At 60.9% G+C, this 20,239-nt stretch carries 15 protein-coding genes; 10 read left to right on the top strand and 5 right to left on the bottom strand.

The annotated features are described in order from the left end of the window. Positions 1-26 precede the first annotated feature (26 nt). Positions 27-1,268 carry a cellulase family glycosylhydrolase gene (locus EJ075_RS20280; RefSeq protein ID WP_126105484.1) on the top strand — a complete coding sequence of 414 codons (1,242 nt, stop codon included), beginning with the start codon at positions 27-29 and terminating at the stop codon, positions 1,266-1,268. Positions 1,269-1,388: 120 nt separating this feature from the next. Then, positions 1,389-3,416 (top strand): asparagine synthase (glutamine-hydrolyzing), encoded by a 2,028-nt coding sequence (gene asnB, locus EJ075_RS20275; RefSeq protein WP_245457965.1) that lies wholly within the window; start codon positions 1,389-1,391, stop codon positions 3,414-3,416. Positions 3,417-3,517: 101 nt separating this feature from the next. On the opposite strand, the gene EJ075_RS20270 is transcribed toward asnB, so the two are convergent. Beyond that, complete coding sequence (locus EJ075_RS20270) at positions 3,518-4,636, bottom strand: glycosyltransferase family 4 protein (RefSeq protein WP_126105483.1); 1,119 nt, start codon at positions 4,634-4,636, stop codon at positions 3,518-3,520. A 152-nt stretch (positions 4,637-4,788) separates the two neighbouring features. Between EJ075_RS20270 and EJ075_RS20265 the strand changes: the two genes are divergently transcribed. Then, on the top strand, positions 4,789-6,228 hold the full coding sequence (locus EJ075_RS20265; protein ID WP_126105482.1) for a polysaccharide biosynthesis C-terminal domain-containing protein: 1,440 nt from the start codon (positions 4,789-4,791) through the stop codon (positions 6,226-6,228). A 105-nt stretch (positions 6,229-6,333) separates the two neighbouring features. Here EJ075_RS20265 and EJ075_RS20260 read toward each other — a convergent pair whose 3' ends face one another. From EJ075_RS20260 to wecB, 3 genes are all read right to left on the bottom strand, one after another. Further along, positions 6,334-7,047 (bottom strand): WecB/TagA/CpsF family glycosyltransferase, encoded by a 714-nt coding sequence (locus tag EJ075_RS20260; RefSeq protein WP_245457964.1) that lies wholly within the window; start codon positions 7,045-7,047, stop codon positions 6,334-6,336. 86 nt (positions 7,048-7,133) lie between these two features. After that, on the bottom strand, positions 7,134-8,471 hold the full coding sequence (gene wecC / locus EJ075_RS20255) for a UDP-N-acetyl-D-mannosamine dehydrogenase (protein ID WP_126105480.1): 1,338 nt from the start codon (positions 8,469-8,471) through the stop codon (positions 7,134-7,136). Beyond that, positions 8,464-9,618 (bottom strand): UDP-N-acetylglucosamine 2-epimerase (non-hydrolyzing), encoded by a 1,155-nt coding sequence (wecB, locus tag EJ075_RS20250; protein WP_126105479.1) that lies wholly within the window; start codon positions 9,616-9,618, stop codon positions 8,464-8,466. Before wecB ends, wecC begins: the two co-directional genes overlap by 8 nt. A gap of 263 nt (positions 9,619-9,881) precedes the next feature. Between wecB and EJ075_RS20245 the strand changes: the two genes are divergently transcribed. Next, on the top strand, positions 9,882-11,255 hold the full coding sequence (locus EJ075_RS20245) for a hypothetical protein (protein ID WP_126105478.1): 1,374 nt from the start codon (positions 9,882-9,884) through the stop codon (positions 11,253-11,255). A 17-nt stretch (positions 11,256-11,272) separates the two neighbouring features. On the opposite strand, the gene EJ075_RS20240 is transcribed toward EJ075_RS20245, so the two are convergent. Further along, the gene (locus EJ075_RS20240) at positions 11,273-12,553 is read right to left on the bottom strand and encodes a VpsF family polysaccharide biosynthesis protein (protein ID WP_245330090.1); all 1,281 of its coding nucleotides are present in this window, start codon (positions 12,551-12,553) and stop codon (positions 11,273-11,275) included. A 204-nt stretch (positions 12,554-12,757) separates the two neighbouring features. Here EJ075_RS20240 and EJ075_RS20235 point away from each other — a divergent pair, with 204 nt between their 5' ends. The 6 genes from EJ075_RS20235 to EJ075_RS20210 all read left to right on the top strand — a co-directional run bounded on the left by EJ075_RS20235 (position 12,758) and on the right by EJ075_RS20210 (position 20,237). Continuing rightward, on the top strand, positions 12,758-14,323 hold the full coding sequence (locus tag EJ075_RS20235; RefSeq protein ID WP_126105477.1) for a GumC family protein: 1,566 nt from the start codon (positions 12,758-12,760) through the stop codon (positions 14,321-14,323). Between the two features lie 8 nt (positions 14,324-14,331). After that, the gene (locus EJ075_RS20230; RefSeq protein ID WP_126105476.1) at positions 14,332-15,438 is read left to right on the top strand and encodes a glycosyltransferase; all 1,107 of its coding nucleotides are present in this window, start codon (positions 14,332-14,334) and stop codon (positions 15,436-15,438) included. A gap of 228 nt (positions 15,439-15,666) precedes the next feature. After that, positions 15,667-16,911, top strand: coding sequence for a mannonate dehydratase (uxuA, locus tag EJ075_RS20225; protein ID WP_126105475.1), 1,245 nt, complete (start codon positions 15,667-15,669; stop codon positions 16,909-16,911). Between the two features lie 220 nt (positions 16,912-17,131). Beyond that, positions 17,132-18,763: an ABC transporter ATP-binding protein gene (locus EJ075_RS20220; RefSeq protein ID WP_126105474.1), complete on the top strand. Its 1,632-nt coding sequence runs from the start codon at positions 17,132-17,134 to the stop codon at positions 18,761-18,763. 260 nt (positions 18,764-19,023) lie between these two features. Then, positions 19,024-19,512, top strand: a complete 489-nt coding sequence (locus EJ075_RS20215) for a MarR family winged helix-turn-helix transcriptional regulator (protein WP_128241370.1) — start codon at positions 19,024-19,026, stop codon at positions 19,510-19,512. A gap of 23 nt (positions 19,513-19,535) precedes the next feature. Beyond that, positions 19,536-20,237, top strand: coding sequence for an SDR family NAD(P)-dependent oxidoreductase (locus tag EJ075_RS20210; protein ID WP_245457963.1), 702 nt, complete (start codon positions 19,536-19,538; stop codon positions 20,235-20,237). Positions 20,238-20,239: the final 2 nt, after the last annotated feature.

Genomic DNA, 20,239 nt, shown 5'->3' with positions numbered 1-20,239 from the left:
CTCCGACCATGATGCGGAGAGTGGCGATGAGAAGGATTGCGTGTATTGCAGCGTGGGTGCTCGGCATGGCGATGGCCGCCAACGCTGCGCCGATCCCGCTCCAGCGCGGCGTTGGCGTGCATGGATGGCTCAACTGGTCGCCGATAGAGGATGATGGATCCTACCGTTGGCCGCCCTATCGCAGCGAGAAGGAGTGGCGCGCCGGAGATAGGCCGCTCGCCAACTGGCGTGATGGCGAGGCGTTTGCAAGCATTCGATCGATGGGCTTCGACTTCGTCCGGCTGAGTGTCGACCCCGGCCCTCTGCTTGCCAGCGAGGGCGCCAAACGGCAGCAGGCGCTGGACATACTTGCCGCCGCGGTCGAGCGGGTCACGTCGGCCGGCCTCAAGGTGGTTTTCGACCTGCACGGCGTCACCCAGGTTCCGGCCTACAGCATGGAGATGATCTATGACGGTGCCGACAGCGGGGGCGTTGTCAGCTACCGCGAAATGGTCGTGGCGGTCGCCACCATGCTGGTCAAGATCGGCACCGACAAGGTAGCCCTCGAGCCTTATAACGAGCCGGCATACTACCCCTGCGATTCGAGCGGGAGCGATGACTGGCAGCGGATCATGGCAGGCACGGTCCGCGATATTCGCGCAGTCAGCAGCGAGCTCACCATCGTCGCAACGGGCGCCTGTGGCGGCAGCATTGCCGGACTGGTCAATCTCACCCCGGACTTTGACGATCCGAACCTCTACTACAGCTTCCACATGTATGAGCCGCACAGCTTCACGCATCAGCGGTCCGACGGGAGAGACGCCTTCGCGTCGGGCCTTCCCTGGCCGGCCGACAGCAGCACGCCTGAAGTGGTGACCGAAACCCTTAAGGCGCAGATGGACGCTGCCGGCTTGAGCCCGGTCGAGCAGGTGATGAACATGGTAGCGGCGCGTGAAGCAATCGCCCGATATTTCGAGCAGAATTGGGGCCCAAGCCAACTCGAGGCGAGCTTCCGTCAGGCGGTCGACTGGGCCGAGGCCCATGGCATTCCTAGCCGACGGCTCTTCATGGGCGAATTCGGCGTCATCCTCATGTCTGCGGACGGCCGCATGGGCGCGTTCGACGCTGACCGTCTGCGCTATCTCAAGGCGGTGCGCCAGCAGGCGGAACGCTTTGCGATACCATGGTCTGTCTGGGAATTCTCCAATCCCTATGGAATGACCGTCATCCGGCAAGAAGGGCCTGCGGTCCCAGACTCCGAGATGTTGCGGGCACTGGGCCTGCAATAGCTGCTGTCCCCTCCGCGGTGAACCAGCCGGGCAGCAAACGCCAATCCTCTCCCTGCCACTTTGGGCCGGGATCGGCCTGGCTTCGTTAAACCGTCTTGCCGCCTCCGGCCGCAACCGCCGGTGGCACATCGAACCGATCAAGCTCAGCTTCACCACCTTGCGGCCTTTTTCCGCGCGATCCGGTTTGTCAGCAACCAAGTGTTTAATACATTCGTCGTAAATAGCGCCGCAAACACGCGCTCGCCCAAGGGAAAGAAAATGTGTGGAATTGGCGGCTGGGTAGGGCCGAGGGTTGAGAATCCACAAGATCGGGCCGCCAGAATGTCTAACGCATTGCGGCATCGTGGTCCCGATGCCGAAGGTACCGAGTTCTTGGACTTGAACACCGGCGAGAACCAATTGGCATTGGTGCATCGCCGCCTGGCGATTATTGACCTAAATGCCGATTCTAACCAGCCGATGCATGTCGACGACGGCCGCCTCAGAATTATTTTCAACGGCGAAATATACAACTATATCGAGCTGCGCCAGGAACTGATCGGCCTCGGTCATCATTTTCGAACACGCTCCGATACTGAGGTGCTGCTCAGAGCTTATGATCAGTGGCACTTGTCCATGTTTGACCGATTGAGCGGCATGTTCGCTTTCGCGCTCTGGGATGCTCAGAGGCAGGAATTGATCCTCGGCCGGGATCCCTTCGGCAAAAAGCCCCTTTACCTCATGCAAAGTGGAAAATTGCTGTCGTTTGCCTCAGAGATCAATGCGTTGTTGTCGTCGCAGCCAGATGCGCAACAGCTCGATTTGGACGCTGTGCACGAGTATCTGCGCTGGCGTTATGTGCCTGGACCGCGCACGCTTTTCAAACAAATCTGTAAACTCAACCCCGGAAGCTATGCTGTTTGGTCACAAGGAACAGTGACGGAAACGCGCTATTATACGCCTCCAGATCAAACCGATCTGACCGAGGATATCGACGAAGAAACCGCCAGGCGACGATTTCTGGAACTGCTCGACCATTCCGTCGAGATTAGAATGCGCAGCGATGCACCCTTTGGCGCCTTTCTCTCCGGAGGGCTCGACTCGTCGGCGATCGTCGCCCTGATGACCAAGCACAGCGACAAGCCCATTCGTACATTTTCGGTCGGTTTCAGCGAGCCGGCTTACAGTGAGCTCCCATTCGCCCGACGCGTCGCCGATCATTTCAAGACTGATCATTGCGAGCTGGTCATAGAAGCGGACGACCTGATCGACCACCTGCCCAAGTTGATTCGCCATTTGGGGGCGCCTGTTTCACAAAGTTCCGACATTCCAATTTACCTGATGTCGGAGCGGGCCTCGCAGGACGTCAAGATGGTGCTCACAGGCGAAGGGGCAGACGAGATTCTCGGCGGGTATCCCAAACATCGCGCAGAATCACTGGCTGGAATCTACCGGTCGCTCGTTCCAGCCTTGCTCCACGACAACCTCCTCGCCCCTTTGATACGCGCGATGCCTGGCGCAACGGCCAAATTCGATACATTTGCCCGAAGCGCGGGTGAAAGGGACTTTGCCACCCGGATGATCTCCTGGTTTGGGGCCATGACAGCACGGGAACACCATCGCCTCATTGGTGCGCCGGCCAGTTGCCGCAGTGGACGCAACAACTTCCCGTTCTCCTCAAGCGCGACGGCGTCCCACCTTCGCCGCGCGCTGTTTTTCGATCAGACATCGTGGTTGCCCGACAATCTCTTGGAACGAGGCGACCGGATGATGATGGCCGGTTCAATCGAAGGAAGAATGCCATTCCTCGATCGCAATCTGGTTGCGTTCGTCAGCACATTGCCCGATCGCTACAAGGTGGGTTGGCGGAAGGGTAAGCTGATCTTGCGCAACAGTATGGCCAACATGCTTCCTGAGGAAATTCTCAACCGCCGCAAGATCGGGTTCAAGGTGCCCGTCGCCGAATGGTTTCGAGGCTCGATGAGGAACTACGTGCACGACCATCTTTGCTCCTCTCAGTCCGTCATTCGCAGCTATTTGAGCGCAAAACACCTTGATCAAATTGTCTCGGAGCACACCAAGGGGGCGGCAGACCACGAAAAGCTGATATGGGCGCTGTTGAATTTGGAGATATTCCACCGCGAGTTCGCGCTTGGAGCGCCGCAGTGACGCCAATGGGATCGATGTCACGCTCAACCCTCAGCAGCTCGTCATAAGGTCACCTTCCGCAAGCATGGCGCGCACGCTAAGCGTCCATGCATACGACAGCGTCAGCGCTTGACCGATTGAGCCTTTAACGCCACCGACCTCCAGACGTCGCAAATCGCGCCGACAAACGGTGCGAGATCAAGCCGTTCCCGATGCACAGCCATCGCGGCAACACCAAGCCTGGCTCTCAATGCCGGATTTTCGACCAGCCGTGTCAGCGCATCGGTCAACGCCGCAACATCGCCGGGCGGCACCAGCAATCCGGATTGCTCGTTGGTGATGATATCCTCCACGGCGCCGACAGGCGTCGTCACCACTGCGAGGCCTGCGGCCATGCCTTCGATGACCGAGACGGGCAGGTTTTCGGCAAAGGAGGGCAGCACCAGAATGTCCGCCGAAGCGATCAGCGATGCGACCTCGTCAGGCCCGACCCAGCCAGGAAAGGTAACGCGCTCGGCAAGGCTCAGTTCGGCCGTTCTCATCCGCGCCGCCTCGACGTCGCCATCGCCGGCGATCGTGGCGCGCCAACCCTCGTTCGGTTTCATCCGGTGCAGCGCATCGATCAATTGCGGCACGCCCTTGCGGTCGCCGATGCGACCAAGGAATAGGATATGCGCATCGCCGCCGCCGCCGACATGCGCCAAGGTGGGAACCGCGGTGGCATTGGGAACGATGACAATATTGCCGGCCGCCCCCGGTGCCCGGCTGGCGACGAAGTCGCGCCAAAGCCCGCCCAAGACGATCACCCGACCGGCATGCTCGAACAGAGCTTCGATGCGGCGGCTCATGAAACTCCGATCGTCTTTCCAGAATGTCTCGTACTGCGCCCCGTGCAAATGCAGGACATAAGGTATCGACAGCAGCCGTGCGCAGGCGGCGATCACCATCTTGCGATAGGTGCTGCCGGAGACTGATATATTGATGTGGATGACATCGGCACGCTTGGCCAAACGCGCCGCGAGCATCCGCAAGCAAAAGTCAAACATATAGAAGATCGAAAGCCCGACATGCCCCGGGCCGCGGCTGGCAAGGAAGCGTACATCGATGTCGGCGATCTCCTGCCGCTCGAACTCGTGCTTCAGCGCCCCCATGATGCGGTCGATGCCTCCCTGCCCCGAAACGCCCGAGGGCGTTGCGACAAGGACATGCACTTTTCGATTGTGAACCAGACGCTGCAACATGACTCCATTTCGGAACTACAAAGCAAAGGTTTCAAATTAGGTTACGACAAATCCGTTAGTTCAAACTGAATCTGTTCACCCTTTGCCGTCATCGCGCTGGATTTTCCGCCGGTCGACGGTTAATCGAAGCTGAATCTTCCGGGGACAACCCTTTGCTGCTCCGCTCCACGCTCATCTATGCCCCGGCGATCCTGCTGACGCGGATCTCCGCGCTGCTCCTGCTGGTCATCGTGACACGGTTGATCGACCAGACCGAGTATGGCTTGCTGACCCTGGTGGTGACTGTCGGCGAAATGACCGACGTTGCCGTTACCAACTGGCTGCGCATAGCGTTACTCAGGCTTGGCGGCAAAGGCGACATCAGCCGCGGCAGCCTGATGCTGGCCGGGCGGGTGTTGCTTGCCAGCACGGCGCTGGCGCTGATTATATCCGTGGTCGCCTCGGCAGTGGTCGTGCCGGAGCGCTGGGTCGAGTTCGCGATCGCCGTCTGCAGCTACCTGATCGCCGGTTCCATTGGCCGCTTCGCGTTGACCGTGCTGCAGATGCAGCAGCGTCATTCGGTATATTCGATGCTCGAGTTCCTGCGCGCCGTGCTGCAACTCGCGCTGCCAATAGGCGCCGTCGTCCTGTTTCAGGATTCCTTTCTGACGGTATCGCTCGGCTCGAGCCTCGGCGTTTTAATCGCCGGCATCGTGGCGGGCATTATGGCATCGCGACGTGTCGTTGCCGGCCCGCCACGCTTCACCCAGAGGGAGTTCTTCGTCCTCGGTGTGCCCCTGGTCATCATGGCGCTGGTTGGCTTCGGCCTGCACAGCGCAGAGCGTGTGTTCCTCAAGATCTATTACGATGCCGGCGCAGTGGCGATCTTCGCCGCAGCCTATGCACTGGCCCGCCAGCCGATCGATATGGTCGCCAACTCCATCAACATGGGCGCCTTTCCCGAGGTGGTCAGCCGGTTCGACGACGACGGGCCTGCGGCATCGGGCCGGCTGCTGTCGCAATTGATGGCCTTGATGATCCGCCTTTGCCTGCCGGTTGCTGCTATGCTGGTCGCACTCAGCAGCGACATCACGCAACTCCTGCTGCCCTCGCAATATCACGGCCGCTTCGGCCTGCTCTTTCCGATCATCGCCTTCAGCGTGCTGTGTGCTAACCTCGCGAGCTTCGTCTATGGCACAGTGGTGCACGCGCACAAGCGGCCGTGGCTGCTGATCATCGCCAATTCCTTCGGCTCGGTGGCGACAATCGCACTGTCTGTGCTGTTGATCCCGCCGATGGCGGAGGTCGGTGCTGCTTTGGCGCTCGCGGGCGGATCGCTGGTCGGCCTTGTAGCCTGCATCATCATCAGCGAACGGCTGACGCCGGTGCCGGTGCCATGGCGCGACATCGGCATTTCGATCGTCATCTCGCTCAGCACGGGGCTGGCCGCCAGCCTTGCCAGCGCTGTACTCGGCGATGCGCCGGCCATCTTCTCGCTCGCCGCGGGCGGTACCGCTGGCGCAGTGGTTTTCTTCGGGCTGACGTGGCTGTTTTATCCCGCCGCCGCAATGCTATTCGCAGCTAAGTTGCGGGCGCGGCTACGACTCGCATAAACCTGCGACGGCGCGCGTCGTATCGTAGTCCTAGAAAAGTGGTTCCGATTTCGGACCGGTGCTGTAGCCCAGGGCCGGTGCCCTATTTTTTGGGGTAACCGGTGCTTACAGATCGACCTTTCGGCGCCCCCGACGGTCCCAGAACTCCCGGCATAGCAGCCCCACGTAGGCAGTGTTGGTATCATAATAGCGGCGCCACAAGCGTCGCGGCTCCTGTGCCACGCGAAACAACCACTCGAGACCGGCCGCTTGAATCAGTTTTGGCGCCCGGGCGACCTTGCCGCCATAGACGTCGAAACTGCCGCCCACGCCCATGACGAAACTCGGAATGAGTTCGTCTCGATGGCGTTTGAGAAAACGCTCCTTGCGCGGCGTCGGCATGGCCACCAACAGGCAGTCGGCACCCGAGGCGTTGATCGCCTCGACGATGCCGGCCTCGTCTTCCGGTTTGAAATAGCCATTGCGAATACCGGCGACGACGAGACTCGGATGATCCTTGGCAAGCCGCCTTCCAACCGCATCGAGAACGGATTGCTCGGCACCCAGGAGGAAGGGCCTGAAGCCGCGCTTCGCGCAGAGGCTCAACAGATTGATCATGATGTCGACGCCGGCTACCCGCTCCGGTAGCGCCACACCGCAAAGACGCGCGCCCCAAAGCACACCCTTGCCGTCGACGTTGATCACGTCCGCCGTCGCAACATCCTCCCGCAGCTCGGTATTGTTGCGCATGCTGACAAGCTTGGCGACGTTCACGACCACATGATGCAGCGGCCGCCGCAGGGTCATCGCCTCATCGGCGATGGCCAGCGTCTCGGCCATGGTCAGCGCATGGATCGGGGCGCCGAGAAATTCCCGGCGACGCGACGCCAACAGGCGATGCTGCGCCCAGCCTGGGTCGTGCGCGTTCATGCGGCCTCCTCTGCACCTGCGGGAAGTGCCAGATGCTCGATCGCTGATTTCTTGCCTTCGATGCGGGCGTCGGGCTTGCGTGCCTTGCGCCAGGTCCACAGACCCCGCGTGTCGATGAGCTTCTTGTCCTTGAGCGCTTCGGGATCAACCAGATTGAACTGCCGATGGTCGACCAGCAGGACGACGATATCGCACTGGTCGATGGCGGAAAGCGCATCGGTGAAGACGATGCCCTTGCCCTCGAGTTCGTGCGGCAGCCTATGTGTGTTGGGCTCGGCCGCAATGATCTTCAGATTGGGAATATCTGACAAAAGCTTCACCACCTCGACAGCCGGGCTCTCGCGCATATCGTCGATGTTGGCTTTGAAGCTGAGGCCAAGACAGGCGATCGTCTGCTTGCGGGACGGGTCGAGCAAGGCTTGGATATCCCTGACCACCGACAAAGGACGCTCGGAATTGATCCGGCGTGCCGAAGCCATCAGCCGTGTGCTGTTAGGCGCGGCATCGATGATGAAATATGGATCGACTGCAATGCAGTGGCCGCCGACGCCCGGGCTCGGCTGAAGGATGTTCACGCGGGGATGCCGGTTAGCGAGATCGATCACCTCCCAGACGTTGAGCGACAGATCCTGGCACACCGCCGCAAGCTCGTTGGCAAAGGCGATATTGACGTCGCGGAACGCGTTCTCGGTCAGCTTCACCAGTTCCGCGCTTTCGGCCTTGGTCGTGAACAGGTCGCCGGCAACAAAGGTTGAATAGAGTGCCGCGGTCCGTTCCGACGACTTGCGCGACAGTCCGCCGATCGAGCGATCGTTGTTGATCAGCTCGGTAAGGACCTTTCCCGGCAACACGCGCTCGGGCGAATAGGCGACCAGGACATCGGCCTCTTCGCCATGCACGAGAGGAAATTTGAGATCGGGCCGCAACTCGGCAAGCAGTGCCGTCATGATGCGCGTCGTGCCGACCGGCGATGTCGATTCCAGAACCACGAGGTCTCCCCGCTTCAGCACGGATGCGACGCTTCGTGCCGCCGCGAGCACATAGCTCACATCCGGCTTGTGGTCCTCGGTCATCGGGGTCGGCACGGCGATGATAAAGGCGTCCGCCGGCTGCGGCGTGCTGAAAGCCCTGAGCTTGCCGTTGGCCACAACCTTCTGGATCAAACCATCAAGGTCCGGCTCGACGATGTGGATTTCGCCGCGATTGACCTTCTCGACCACGGACTCGTTGACGTCGACGCCAATGACGTCGAGCCCACGACTGGCGAAAATGGCACAGGTCGGCAGGCCGATATAGCCCATGCCGATAACGGAAACGGTCTTGATCTCAGCCATGATGCAGCAGTTCCTCAACGATCCGGTTACTGGCCCGGCCATCGCCATATGGGTTGTGTCGTTCCGCCATGCCGCGATAGGCGGCCTGATCGTCGAGCAGGCTGTTGGCATTGGACAGGATTTTTTCGATATCGGTGCCGACGAGACGGGCGGTACCTGCCGCGATCCCCTCGGGTCGCTCGGTATTCTCACGCATCACCAGCACCGGCTTGCCGAGCGAAGGCGCTTCTTCCTGCACGCCGCCGCTATCGGTCAGCACCAGATAGCTCTGCTTCTGCAGGAACAGGAACGGCAGATAATCCTGCGGGTCGACCAGATGGATGTTCGGCACGCCGCCTAGTTCTGCGTTGACCACCGAGCGCACATTGGGATTGGGATGGACAGGATAGACGATCTGCACGTCCTCGCGCACCGCCAATCGCTTCAGCGCCGCACAGATACGGTGGATGCCGCCGTCGAAATTCTCACGGCGATGACCGGTGACGAGGATCATTTTCTTGGCGGGATCGAGGAAAGGGAAATGAGTGGCGAGCTTCGCGCTCATCAACTTGTCGGCGTCGATCGCGCCGGAAAAATGCAACAACGTGTCGATCACCGTATTGCCGGTCACGAAGATGGTGCTAGCGTCCTTTCCTTCGGCGATGAGATTGTCGCGCGCCTGGATGGTCGGCGCGAAATGCCACGTCGCGATATCGCCGGCAATCTTGCGGTTCAGCTCCTCCGGAAAGGGAGAGTTGATGTCGTGGCTGCGCAATCCCGCCTCGATATGGGCGACCGGGATGCGCTTGTAGAAGGCAGCCAGAGCCGCAGTCATCGCCGTGGTCGTGTCGCCTTGCACCAGGACGATATCGGGCTTCGCCTTCTCCAGCACTTCGGCCATGCCCAGCAGCACGCGCGAGGTCACGTCGAACAATGTCTGGCCGGGCTGCATGATGTTGAGATCGTGATGCACCGGCAGGCCAGTCAGTTCGATGACCTGGTCGACCATCTCGCGATGTTGGCCGGTGATGCACGTCTCGGTAATAAAACCTGGATGGGCAAGCGCGGCACGCACCACCGGAAAGCATTTGAGCGCCTCCGGCCTCGTGCCGAACACGATCAGCAGTTTTTGCCTGGACGGCAGTTTTGGATGTGAAAGGACGTTCATTGCTGATCCTGGTCGCCAGAAGGCGTCGCGACCTGCTGATTATTCGCCACAAGAGCTATAATAGCGGCAGAAGCCGCCTTCGTGACCTTAAATCTTAATATATGATTAACAGCCAAGCCCGCGTTCTCCCCGGTAACTCTTATGAAAGCCTAACCCGATAGGTATCCTGGCAGAGTAGTCTTGAAAAAGAACATATTCGATTGACTAATATTTTAATTATCGGCCACATCGTTGGATCTCGGCGCTGGGAAAATGAGCTTCTGGTGCGGTTGAACGCAGCTGGTCACGTGGTTTCGAGCTGCCGCGCGTCTGCGCCGATCGCTCGCGGACTGGACAGTGTGCTGGCGATCGAGAGCCGGCGCTTCGGACCCTCGTTGGCAAGCCCCTCCGACCCGTTGCCGTCTGGCGGTTCCGGTCCAGCCGACCTCGTGATCGATCTCACCGGCACTGCCGCACGACTCGGCACGCCGGTTCTGACGCTCGAATTTTGCGGCCACAGCACCTTCCCCGCTGGTATGACCGAAATGCTGGCAAGCGGGCGATTGCCCGAACTTGCCGTTCGCCTCGATGGCGTCACGATCGCCCGGGGGCGACCGATGCTCAGCGACCGTCTCTGGATGTCTCGCAGCTGCAACGATCTGCTGGCTGGGGCCATCTCGTTGGTTGCGCAAAGCGCCGCCCGTTTTTCCGCGGGCGAACTTGTGCCAATCGCCGATAGCCCGGCGCCGATCCTGAGGAATGGCGGTTTTGTCCGGCACTATCTGCCCTTTTTCTGCAGGGGGTTGATCGATCGCGCCGTGCAAAAACTGAGACTTGGAGGGCGCCCCTTCTATTGGCAGGTTGCCTATCGGCTGATCGACGGGCCAGGTGTCGCCGAAACCGGGCAACTCGACGGCACGCCGTTCACCGTCCTCCCGGACGATGGCCAGCGATTCTACGCCGATCCATTCGTCATCGAGCGGGATGGCCGCCACTATCTGTTTGTCGAGGAATTTCCCTATGCCACCGGTCGCGGCGTGATTTCTGTCGCCGAGCTGGGTGACGACGGCACCTTCGGTGTGCCGAGGGTTGTGTTGGAGGAAGCGCACCATCTGTCGTATCCGCAGGTGTTCGCTCACGCCGGCGAGATTTTCATGATCCCTGAAAGTGGAGCGGCGCGCGAGCTCGTGCTCTACCGTGCCGCGCAGTTTCCAGATCGCTGGGTACGCGACACCGTGCTGATGACGGACAAGGATTTCAATGACGCCACGCTGCTCGAATCGGATGGGCGCTTCTGGCTGTTCGGGACGGAGCGGTTCGGCTATGGCAGCGCGTCGGATACGATGACGGTCTATTCCGCGCCCTCGCTGCGCGGGCCATGGGTTGCACATGCCCTCAACCCGGTCGCCGTCGATCACTCGGCCGCTCGACCCGGTGGCGCCTTTATCCGCCACGGTGACGCGCCGGTGCTGCCGGTACAAAACGGGTCGAGAGCCTATGGCGGCGGTCTGGGCTTGATGCGGCTGGACCGGCTTGACGATTGCGATGTGCGCTTTGCGCCGCCCCGCCCGATCGGCCCGGGGCCGGCATGGGCCCGCGCGGGAATTCACACGCTTAACCGTGCAGGCAATGTCGAGGTTGTGGATAGCGCCGGCTGATGCGTCTGGAGCCTGCCTTATCCAAGCCGATCCAGTTTCGGCTCGGATGCAACAGCGGTCGAAGATGTGCTCTTCGGCTGATTTCTATACGGCACGTTTCTATAGGCGAGCAGCAACACCACGATAGTCGTGATATCCGGCGCTTTTGACGAGAGCGCGTTGTTCGACAGCGCAGCAAGCAGGAACGTCATGGTGCCGATCCATGCCGGCAGCGGCGCCGCGCGCAGCAGCCGAAAAATGAACCAGAATACCAGCACGATAAAGAGCACGGCTATCGGCAAGCCGAAGAGCATGATGATGACCACCGGCGCGCTCTCGATATAGGGCAGATGCAGCTTCTCGTTGACGATCGCCAGGAGGGCGTCGACGTTCATGCCAAACAGGATGTCTTTCCAGCTAACAAGTCCGAATATCTGGTAGATCGTCACCCGCGCCATGAAATTCTCGTCAAAGATCGTGTTGCCGAATCGATTCAGCAGCCCGCCCGAAAACAGTATGGCCACCAGCGCTGCGCCGCCCGCCAGGGCGAACAGCAGCACGACGGACTTGGCCTGCCGCTGGTGCTTTAGCGTCAGGCGCGGCCAAGGCACGAACATCAGCAGAATGAGGGTTTCTCCGGCAGCGAGCATCAGGGCGGCGCGGGCGCCTGACGCAGCACAACCGACGAGCAACACGAGAATCGATGCCACCCGCACCCATATGCGCCAGCGCGTCAGCGGTACGAATCCGATGGCTGTGGCGCAGAGCGCGCCTAGTGCCAGCGGGTGCGCCGATAGGCCGATTGGCCTGAATTGCAGTTCGTTGAGACCGTAAGGCATAAATCGATGTTGAGTCACCGCTTCGATCGTGCCGAGCACAGCGCTGAGGATCACCATTCCAAGCACGACGTCGCCCAACGCCCGCCGCACTTCCGCGTTCAAGGCCAGCATCAAAAGGCCTGCGGCGCCCGCCACCAGATAAGTATCGATGATGAACCCGGAGGAGCCCGCACGGCCGGTGATGAACAGATACGGCACCAGCGCGAACATCAGCGCAGAATAGAGCATTAAAGCCTTGAATATTCCAATTTCGTCGCCCTGCAGCAGGAACGGTCGGCTGAAAAGAACGATAGGAAGCAGCAGAAAGATAGCATAGGTGCCGAAATGCAGTTTCTCGTAGAATGAGCCACCGTCGGCCGTATAGTCGACGACCATGTTCATAATCTGCGGTGACACCGTGAGGCGGAGTAGGAACGCAAACGCCGCGCATAGGAAGAACAGAACCGACAGCGCGTTCTGACGGCGCGCCTGGCTGGACATCAATCGTTCCGAAGCGGCAGCGGGATAGCTCATGGCCCATCCAAGTGGCGGTATTCAAACGGCATTCTGACCAACGAGATCCATTCAAGGGACCGCCGAACGGCCGCGGCGCGTGAATAGGCAAAATATGCCAACTTGGAAAATGAGATGTTAACGATCTTTCTGTAGTGCTGGCCCGCATAGCGAATAACCAGAGTTAGCACCATGTCCGCCGCTTCCGACACACCCCTTCCCTCTGTGGCGGATTCCGACATCAGCGCACTCGAGCGGATCGCCAATGCGCGGCGCGCCAGCAGGGCAAGGCTGCAACAGGATGCCCCAGTCATGGCACGCACCTCCGCCCCTGTCACTCCGCACACGCCCGAGCCTGTCCCGACGGTGACGCTTGATAAGATCGGCGATTTCCTTGAGCTCGATTTTCGACGCCTGTTTGTCTGGCTGCGTGCCGGGCTCGCCGTGGCCTGCATGCTGGCAGTGGCCGGCGGCGTCATCGGCGCCGCCTATGGGCTGCTGAGCAAACAGCGTTATACCGTTGCAACGGAAATCCTCATCAATCCTGCCAATTTGCAGGTTGTGGAAAACGACCTCTACTCGCAACCGGGCCAGGTCGATAGCCAAATTCTCAACGCGCGCAGCAAGCAGCGCATCTTGACCTCGGGCAACGTGCTTGCACGTGTGGTGGACGAACTCGGTCTAGCCAACGATCCGGAGTTTTTCGACCCGGACCAGAGTGCCTCCACGTCTGGTGTTGGAGCGAGTGGCGGCAAGTCCGATCCGAAGCTTGTCGCCCAGAAGAGCCTGGCGGAGCGGGTCGATGTCACTGCAGATGAAACGTCGTTCGTCACGACCCTCTCGGTGTCGGCGGAAACCACCGGCAAGGCGATCCTGATCTCGCAAGCCATAGTGAAAGCTTTCCAGGAAGAACTGGCCAAGGCCGAAGCTGCTGGTGCCAGCCGTGCCGCAGCTGCTCTTGACGGCCGGCTCGGCCAACTCAAGCGCGACGTGCAAGCGGCCGAAGAGAAGGTCGAGAGCTACAGGCGCGCCCACAACCTGTCCTCCAGCAATGGCCAGCTCGTCAGTTCGCAAACGATGACGCAGCTCAATAGCGAAATTGGAGAGGCGCAATCGCGCGTCATCGCTGCGCAGGCAAGTTACGACGCCTTGATTGCCTCTGGTGTCAATGGAGCCAATCCTGACCCCGCGGATTCGGCAGCACTCGCAGCGCTGCGCGACAAGGAAAACGGCCTGCGGCAGCAAATCGATTCACAGTCCATGACCTTTGGTCCGCGCCACCCGACGATTGTCAGGCTCAGGACAGAATTCGAAACCGTCAGTTCTCAACTTAGGGCAGAGTTCGCCCGCACGGTCGGCACGGCAAAAGCCAACCTGGATAAGGCCAACGCTTCGTTGGCTTCCCTCAGCGCCAAGATGAACGATCTGAAGAGCAATGTTTTCACCGACAGCGAGTCCCAAGTCGCCCTACGTGAGCTTGAACGGGATGCCGCATCGAGAAGGACGATCTATGAAAGCTTCCTGTCTCGCGCGCGCCAAATCACCGAGCGCGAGCAGATCGACACCACGAACGTGCAGGTGATTTCCACCGCAGTACCGCCAAACGGGCGCTCGTGGCCACCCCGCACCCCCCTGATGGCAGGCCTGGGGGCATTTGCCGGCTTTGCTCTAGGCATGCTGCTCGCCTTAGCCATGGGCATCGTGCGCGACGTGCGCCAGCCGCCGAACCGATCAGGCATTGGCGTCAGCCAAGCCTGAATCCAGGCATGGCGAAGCGCATTGTTTTTCACATTGCCAGTCTCAGGGGCGGCGGCGCCGAGCGTGTCTTCGTCCTCATGGCAAACGAATTGGCGTCCCGTGGGCACGATGTCACACTTTTTACCTGGAACGCGGAAGGACCTAACGCCGCGCTGCGCTCCCCCGCCGTGCACCTGGTCGATTTCGACCTTCCTATCCGGGGCGAGGGCTACGGCAAGTGGGCGACGCTGAAAGGCATCGTGCGAAGCGCGCGTTTGTTCGACCGCCTTGGGCCCCATGCGGTCTATAGCGCCCCGGAATTTGCCAATCTGGTCGTGACGCTGGCGCTTCTCCTGGCGCGAAGCCGAGCGAGGTTCTTTCCAAGCTTCCACGCAGCGGCCTCCCTGCCTTCCGGCAGCCTCGGCGCGAGAATAGCGGTCTGGCTTTCCGCGCTGGTTGCAGCGCGCGCAACCAAAGCCATCGCCGTCTCAGTGGGCGTCGGCCGCGATATTGCGGCCCGCGGCTTCCCCAAATCCAAGGTTGTCGTCATTAACAACCCGCTGCCGCCGGCTGCGGCGCCCCAGGAAGATTCCTATGCCTGGCAGGCAAAGCTGGCGGCGATGGGCGATGGCCCGGTCATTGCCACCGCCGGGCGCCTGGTGCCGGTCAAGGATCATCGGACTTTGCTCCAAGCCTTCGCTATCCTGCGCGCCGGTCGCCGCGTTCGACTTGCCATCTTCGGTGAAGGTCCACTGGCCGACGAGTTGCGCACCTATGCCCAAGAACTTGGCATAGGCGCCGATGTGCTCTTTGCTGGCTACGTCAATGATCCCGCGGCCTGTTATGCCGCAGCCGATCTGTTCGTGCTTTCCTCGACGAGCGAGGGCTTTGGCAATGTGTTGGTCGAGGCCATGGCTGGTGGTGTCCCCGTAGTCTCCACAGATGCACCACATGGCCCGCGCGAGATTCTGGGTGACGGTCGTTTTGGCGCCTTGGTGCCGGTCGGCGATGTCGCGGCCCTGGCAGCAGCGATGGCTGAGATGCTGGACCACCCCACTTCCCCTGCCCTCCTGGAGAGCAGGGCAGCGGATTTCGAAGTTGAAAAGATCGGCGATCTATACGAAGCGCTGCTCTAGCCAGGAATTTCGCTGACGCTCTTTGATGCAGGTCAATGCCGGCATCGCCATTCGTGTCGACCGGTCAGCATCGGTGCATCGCCGTTGGCCGGCACAGGCCCGAGCAGGAAGGGTGTCAGACGCATCGGAATCTGATAACAGCCGATGAAAGAGGAGCAGCGGATCCCACCGCGGCGGGAAACGCGAGCGCGTAGCCGCATGGCGATTCTTTTCTAACGGAGTGTTCGAATGAGACATGTTTGGCGTTGGTTCGGCCCAGTCGACAAGGTGACGATCGCGGACGCGCGTCAAGCCGGTGCGCAAGGCATCGTCTCGGCCCTTCACCACGTTCCTTACGGCGCCGTCTGGCTACCCGCCGAAATCCAAAACCGTCAGCACGAAGTCGCATCTTTGCCGGATGGAAGCGCAAGCGATCTGAATTGGGAGATCGTCGAGAGCCTGCCGGTTTCCGAAGCGATCAAGACGCAGGTCGGCGAGTGGCGCAGCCATATTGCCAACTACAGGACATCGTTGGAAAACCTGGCGCGGGCCGGCATTTCGGTCATCTGCTACAATTTCATGCCCGTGCTCGACTGGACCCGCACCGACCTCGCCTGGCGCCTGCCGCATGGCGGCACCACCATGCGCTTCGATCTGGTCGACTTCGCCGCATTCGACATCCATATCCTGAAGCGCCAAGGGGCGCTCGGCGATTACACGCCGGAGATCGCCTCCGAGGCGGAGCGGCGACACGCGCAGATGGATGATTTTGCACGCAAGGTTCTGGCAAGAAGCGTCAATTCCGGTCTGCCCGGATCGACCGAAGACACGTCTCTCGACGGTCTCGCGGCGCAACTGTCAAGTTATGACCGCATCGACGCAACAACCCTGCGCCGGCACTTCGTCGATTTCCTGGCGGAGGTCGTGCCTACGGCCGAACGCCTCGGCCTGCGTCTCTGCTGCCACCCTGACGATCCGCCGTTTCCGCTGCTGGGCCTGCCGCGCGTCATGTCGACCGAAGCGGACTACAGGTACATTCTGGACGCGGTCGACAGCCCGGCCAACGGAGCGACACTGTGCACAGGATCACTCGGTGCGAGACCGGATAATGATCTGCCGGGCATGATCGAGCGGATGGGGCCAAAAATCCACTTCGCGCATTTGCGCAATGTGCGCAAGGAAGCGGCCGGCATCCCCTGCTCGTTCCACGAGGATGAGCATCTTGCCGGCGACACCGACATGGTGGCGGTGGTGGCCGCGCTACTCCACGAGGAAGCGCGGCGCAAGAAGGAAGGGCGCCCGGACGCAGTCATCCCGATGCGCCCCGACCATGGCCAGGATATCCTCGACGACCTGACGCGTGGGGCCCAGCCCGGCTATCCGGCCATCGGTCGGCTCAAAGGATTGGCCGAACTCCGCGGCGTCGAACATGCCATTCGCAAGTCGGCTTCATTCGCCGCGGGCCGGCCTCGCCTCCCCGGCCCCGTTCAATAAACGGCAATATCCAGAAGCAGTTCGGTCGCGGAAGCCAGTCCGAAATTATCGAGATATGGCCGGCTTCGCCCCGGATAAGATCACTATGATTTCGGAGCGATCTCAAGACACACCGGTGCCTATCGCAAAAATGCGGGCTTGCGCTGACGGTAGGACGTGCGGCTAGTATGCGTCGTCAGATCATTGGACTTCGAAAGGCCAAGCAATGCTGCCGAGCGAAATGACCACAAGCGATCCGATCGAGGAAGCTGTTCTCTTCGTTCAAAATCTGACTATCCGCCTGCCCAGGAACATGGAGCGTGAGAACGCGGTCGAAAACATATCCTTCGACATGAAGAAGGGTGAGATGCTCTGCATCGTCGGCGAATCCGGCTCCGGCAAGTCCGTCACCGCAAATGCGATCATGGGTCTGCTGCCATCTTCGGTGCGGATCACGCAGGGAAGCATCTGGTTCAAGGGTCACGATCTGGCCAGCGCACGGGAAGACGTCCTGCGCGGCCTCAGGGGCCGGTCGGTCTCCATCGTCTTCCAGGATCCGCTTTCGGCGCTCAATCCGCTGATGACCGTCGGCCAGCAGGTCGCGGAGGTTATGGAAGCGCACCACGCAGGCACTTCGGCGACCCGCGCGAAGGCAGTTGTCGATCTGCTCGGCGAAGTCGGCCTGCCGGAGCCCGAGGTCCTGCGGCATCAGTATCCGTTCCAACTCTCGGGCGGGCAGCGCCAGCGCGTCATGATCGCCATGGCGCTCGCGCTCGGGCCCGATCTGCTGATCGCCGACGAGCCGACGACGGCCCTCGACGTCACCACCCAGGCGCAGATCCTTGCGTTAATCCGGCGGCTGCAGCGCGAAAAGAACATGAGCGTCATGTTCATCACGCACGATTTTGGCGTCGTCGCAGAAATCGCCGATCGCGTCATCGTCATGGAGAAAGGCGCGATGGTCGAGCAAGGCGTCGCTTCCGACGTGCTCGGCAATCCTAGCCATCCCTACACCAGGCGACTGATCGCCGCCGTTCCACACATGATCGAGAATGAGACGAAGTCGCGCGGCGATGCGCCTGTCGTGCTGGAGGTGCAGAAGCTCGACAAGACCTACCGGCCAGGCATCGGGTTCTTCTCACGCTCGCGCATCGTGCACGCCGTCAAGCAGGTCAGCTTTGAAGTCCGCCAAGGTCGGACACTTGGGATCGTCGGGGAGTCCGGCTCGGGAAAATCGTCGCTAGGCCGCGTCCTCCTGAAGCTGCTGGACAGCGATGGCGGCAGCATTCTGTTCGACGGCAAGGATATCGCGGCGCTTTCGGCTTCCGAGTTCCGGCCGATGCGGCCGCATATTCAGATGATTTTCCAGGATCCATTCGCCTCGCTCAATCCGCGGCAGACGATCGCCAAGATCCTCACCGTCGGCCCGATGGCGCACGGCCTGTCCGCTCGCGAAGCGCGCGCGAAAGCGTTGAAGCTGCTTCGGCTGGTCGGGCTCGACGAGGGTGCCTACGACCGGTTTCCGCATGAATTTTCAGGCGGCCAGCGCCAGCGGATCGGCATCGCTCGGGCTCTGATGATGGACCCCAAGGTCCTGGTCGCCGACGAAGCGGTCTCCGCCCTCGACGTCTCCATCCAGGCGCAGATTCTTGATCTGCTGGCCAATATCCAGGAGGAAATGAAGATCGCCATGATCTTCATCACTCACGACCTGAGAGTGGCAAGCCGTATCTGTGACGAGATTCTGGTCATGAACCGCGGCGAAGTCGTGGAGTCCGGCCCGCCTTGGCAGATATTCCGATCCCCGCGTCACGCCTATACCCAGCAACTCATCTCTGCCATTCCCGGCAAGGAATGGGTCCCCGCCGCCTAGGCGGCGATCGAGAACGTCCCGCGATCCATCGATGACGGCGCCGATAGAGGACGCGGATCGCAAGGCCGTGTCTCGATCGAACTGCACGCGCGCACCTCGGGCCTTCCTGCAGGGGAGATAGTTGCTTTTGTCCATCAAAAGTAGTTGCAATTGTCCACTACCCGCTCAACTATGCCTTTGAAGGCTCGCGGCAACCTCGATTTTCAAGGCTGCCGGTGATCTCGATGCAGGCTGCCAGGAAAGCCTCAGGAGAGTGTCCGTTGCCGAAGAAGAAGAAAGGCCCTCCTCATACCGTCGAGACGGTAGGGCTCGATGTCCTCGAAGACACGTTGAGCTTCTATATCAGAAGCATCAACATCGCCCTTTCTCGTGATCTCGATGACCGCCTGGAGGGTCTCGATGTCGCCCGGGGAACCGGCAAGATCACCACCTTGCTTCTTGTCGACAGCCATCCGGGGATACGGCCCTCGGTCATCGCGCAGCTCATTATGCGCGATCGCTCAGCCATGGGCCGGCTGGTCGACCAGATGATCGAGCACGATCTTCTGACGCGGGAGGCCGCAGCGGACGACGGACGCGCGCAGGAGCTCCATATCACCGAAAAGGGAGCGGACCTCGCCCGCAAGGTTCGCAAGATCGCCACCAAGCAATCCAGCGATTTCTTCGCCGGTGTGCCCGAAGAAGACCAGAAGCGTCTGCTCGACATATTGCGGCGAGTCTATCGTCGCACCGTGGGTCTCGGCCAATGAGGGAGCCGGCAGCAGTGGGCCGAGTGCAGGCCACCCAGCGGGTGGCGCTCCTGTCGGGTGCTAGTCGCGGGATCGGTGCGGCTTGCGCCCGGCACTTGTATGAAACGGGCTGGTCACTGTCGCTCGGCATGCGTGAACCGGTGCAACCTGACTGGGCAGACAGCGAGCGCGTCCGCGTATTCCCCTATGAAGCCGCGGCTGCCAACGCCGAACGGGCGTGGGTCGACGGCACCATCGATGGCTTCGGTCGGATCGACGCGGTCATTGCCTGTGCCGGCATCATGATTCCGAAGTCGGTCATCGACGTCGACGACACCGATCTCGATCTGATGTTCGAGATCAACGTGAAGGCTCCGCGCCGCCTGGTGCGCGCGTCATGGGACTGGCTTGCGGCAAGTCGAGCAGGCCGGGTCATTATTCTCGCCTCGCTGTCGGGCAAGCGGGTCAAGTCCGCGACATCAGGCTCTTATTCGATCTCCAAGTTTGCTGCCGTCGCCCTTTCCCACGGCATCCGGCAGGCGGGGTGGGATCTCGGAATTCGAGCCACGGCCGTCTGCCCCGGATTCGTCGCCACCGATATGGCGCGCAGCATCACCGATCGCGCCGACGCACTGATGACCGATCCCGATGATCTCGCACGGAGCATCGGGATGCTCCTCGATCTGCCCAATAATGCAAGCGTCGCGGAATTTTCCATCAATTGCCAGCTCGAGGAGCTCTACTGAGC

The sequence above is a fragment of the Mesorhizobium sp. M6A.T.Cr.TU.016.01.1.1 genome (assembly GCF_003952585.1).
Taxonomy (GTDB): domain Bacteria; phylum Pseudomonadota; class Alphaproteobacteria; order Rhizobiales; family Rhizobiaceae; genus Mesorhizobium; species Mesorhizobium mediterraneum.
This window is presented reverse-complemented; position numbering and strand designations above follow the sequence as displayed.

What these genes read in the sequence shown, in the direction of transcription:
- EJ075_RS20280 (WP_126105484.1), top strand. Translation starts at nt 27, where the DNA reads ATGAGAAGGATTGCGTGTATTGCAGCGTGGGTGCTCGGCATGGCGATG.
- EJ075_RS20270 (WP_126105483.1), bottom strand. Translation starts at nt 4,636, where the DNA reads ATGTTGCAGCGTCTGGTTCACAATCGAAAAGTGCATGTCCTTGTCGCA.
- EJ075_RS20260 (WP_245457964.1), bottom strand. Translation starts at nt 7,047, where the DNA reads ATGGCCGAGACGCTGGCCATCGCCGATGAGGCGATGACCCTGCGGCGG.
- wecC (WP_126105480.1), bottom strand. Translation starts at nt 8,471, where the DNA reads ATGGCTGAGATCAAGACCGTTTCCGTTATCGGCATGGGCTATATCGGC.
- wecB (WP_126105479.1), bottom strand. Translation starts at nt 9,618, where the DNA reads ATGAACGTCCTTTCACATCCAAAACTGCCGTCCAGGCAAAAACTGCTG.
- EJ075_RS20240 (WP_245330090.1), bottom strand. Translation starts at nt 12,553, where the DNA reads ATGTCCAGCCAGGCGCGCCGTCAGAACGCGCTGTCGGTTCTGTTCTTC.
- EJ075_RS20235 (WP_126105477.1), top strand. Translation starts at nt 12,758, where the DNA reads ATGTCCGCCGCTTCCGACACACCCCTTCCCTCTGTGGCGGATTCCGAC.
- EJ075_RS20230 (WP_126105476.1), top strand. Translation starts at nt 14,332, where the DNA reads ATGGCGAAGCGCATTGTTTTTCACATTGCCAGTCTCAGGGGCGGCGGC.
- uxuA (WP_126105475.1), top strand. Translation starts at nt 15,667, where the DNA reads ATGAGACATGTTTGGCGTTGGTTCGGCCCAGTCGACAAGGTGACGATC.
- EJ075_RS20220 (WP_126105474.1), top strand. Translation starts at nt 17,132, where the DNA reads ATGACCACAAGCGATCCGATCGAGGAAGCTGTTCTCTTCGTTCAAAAT.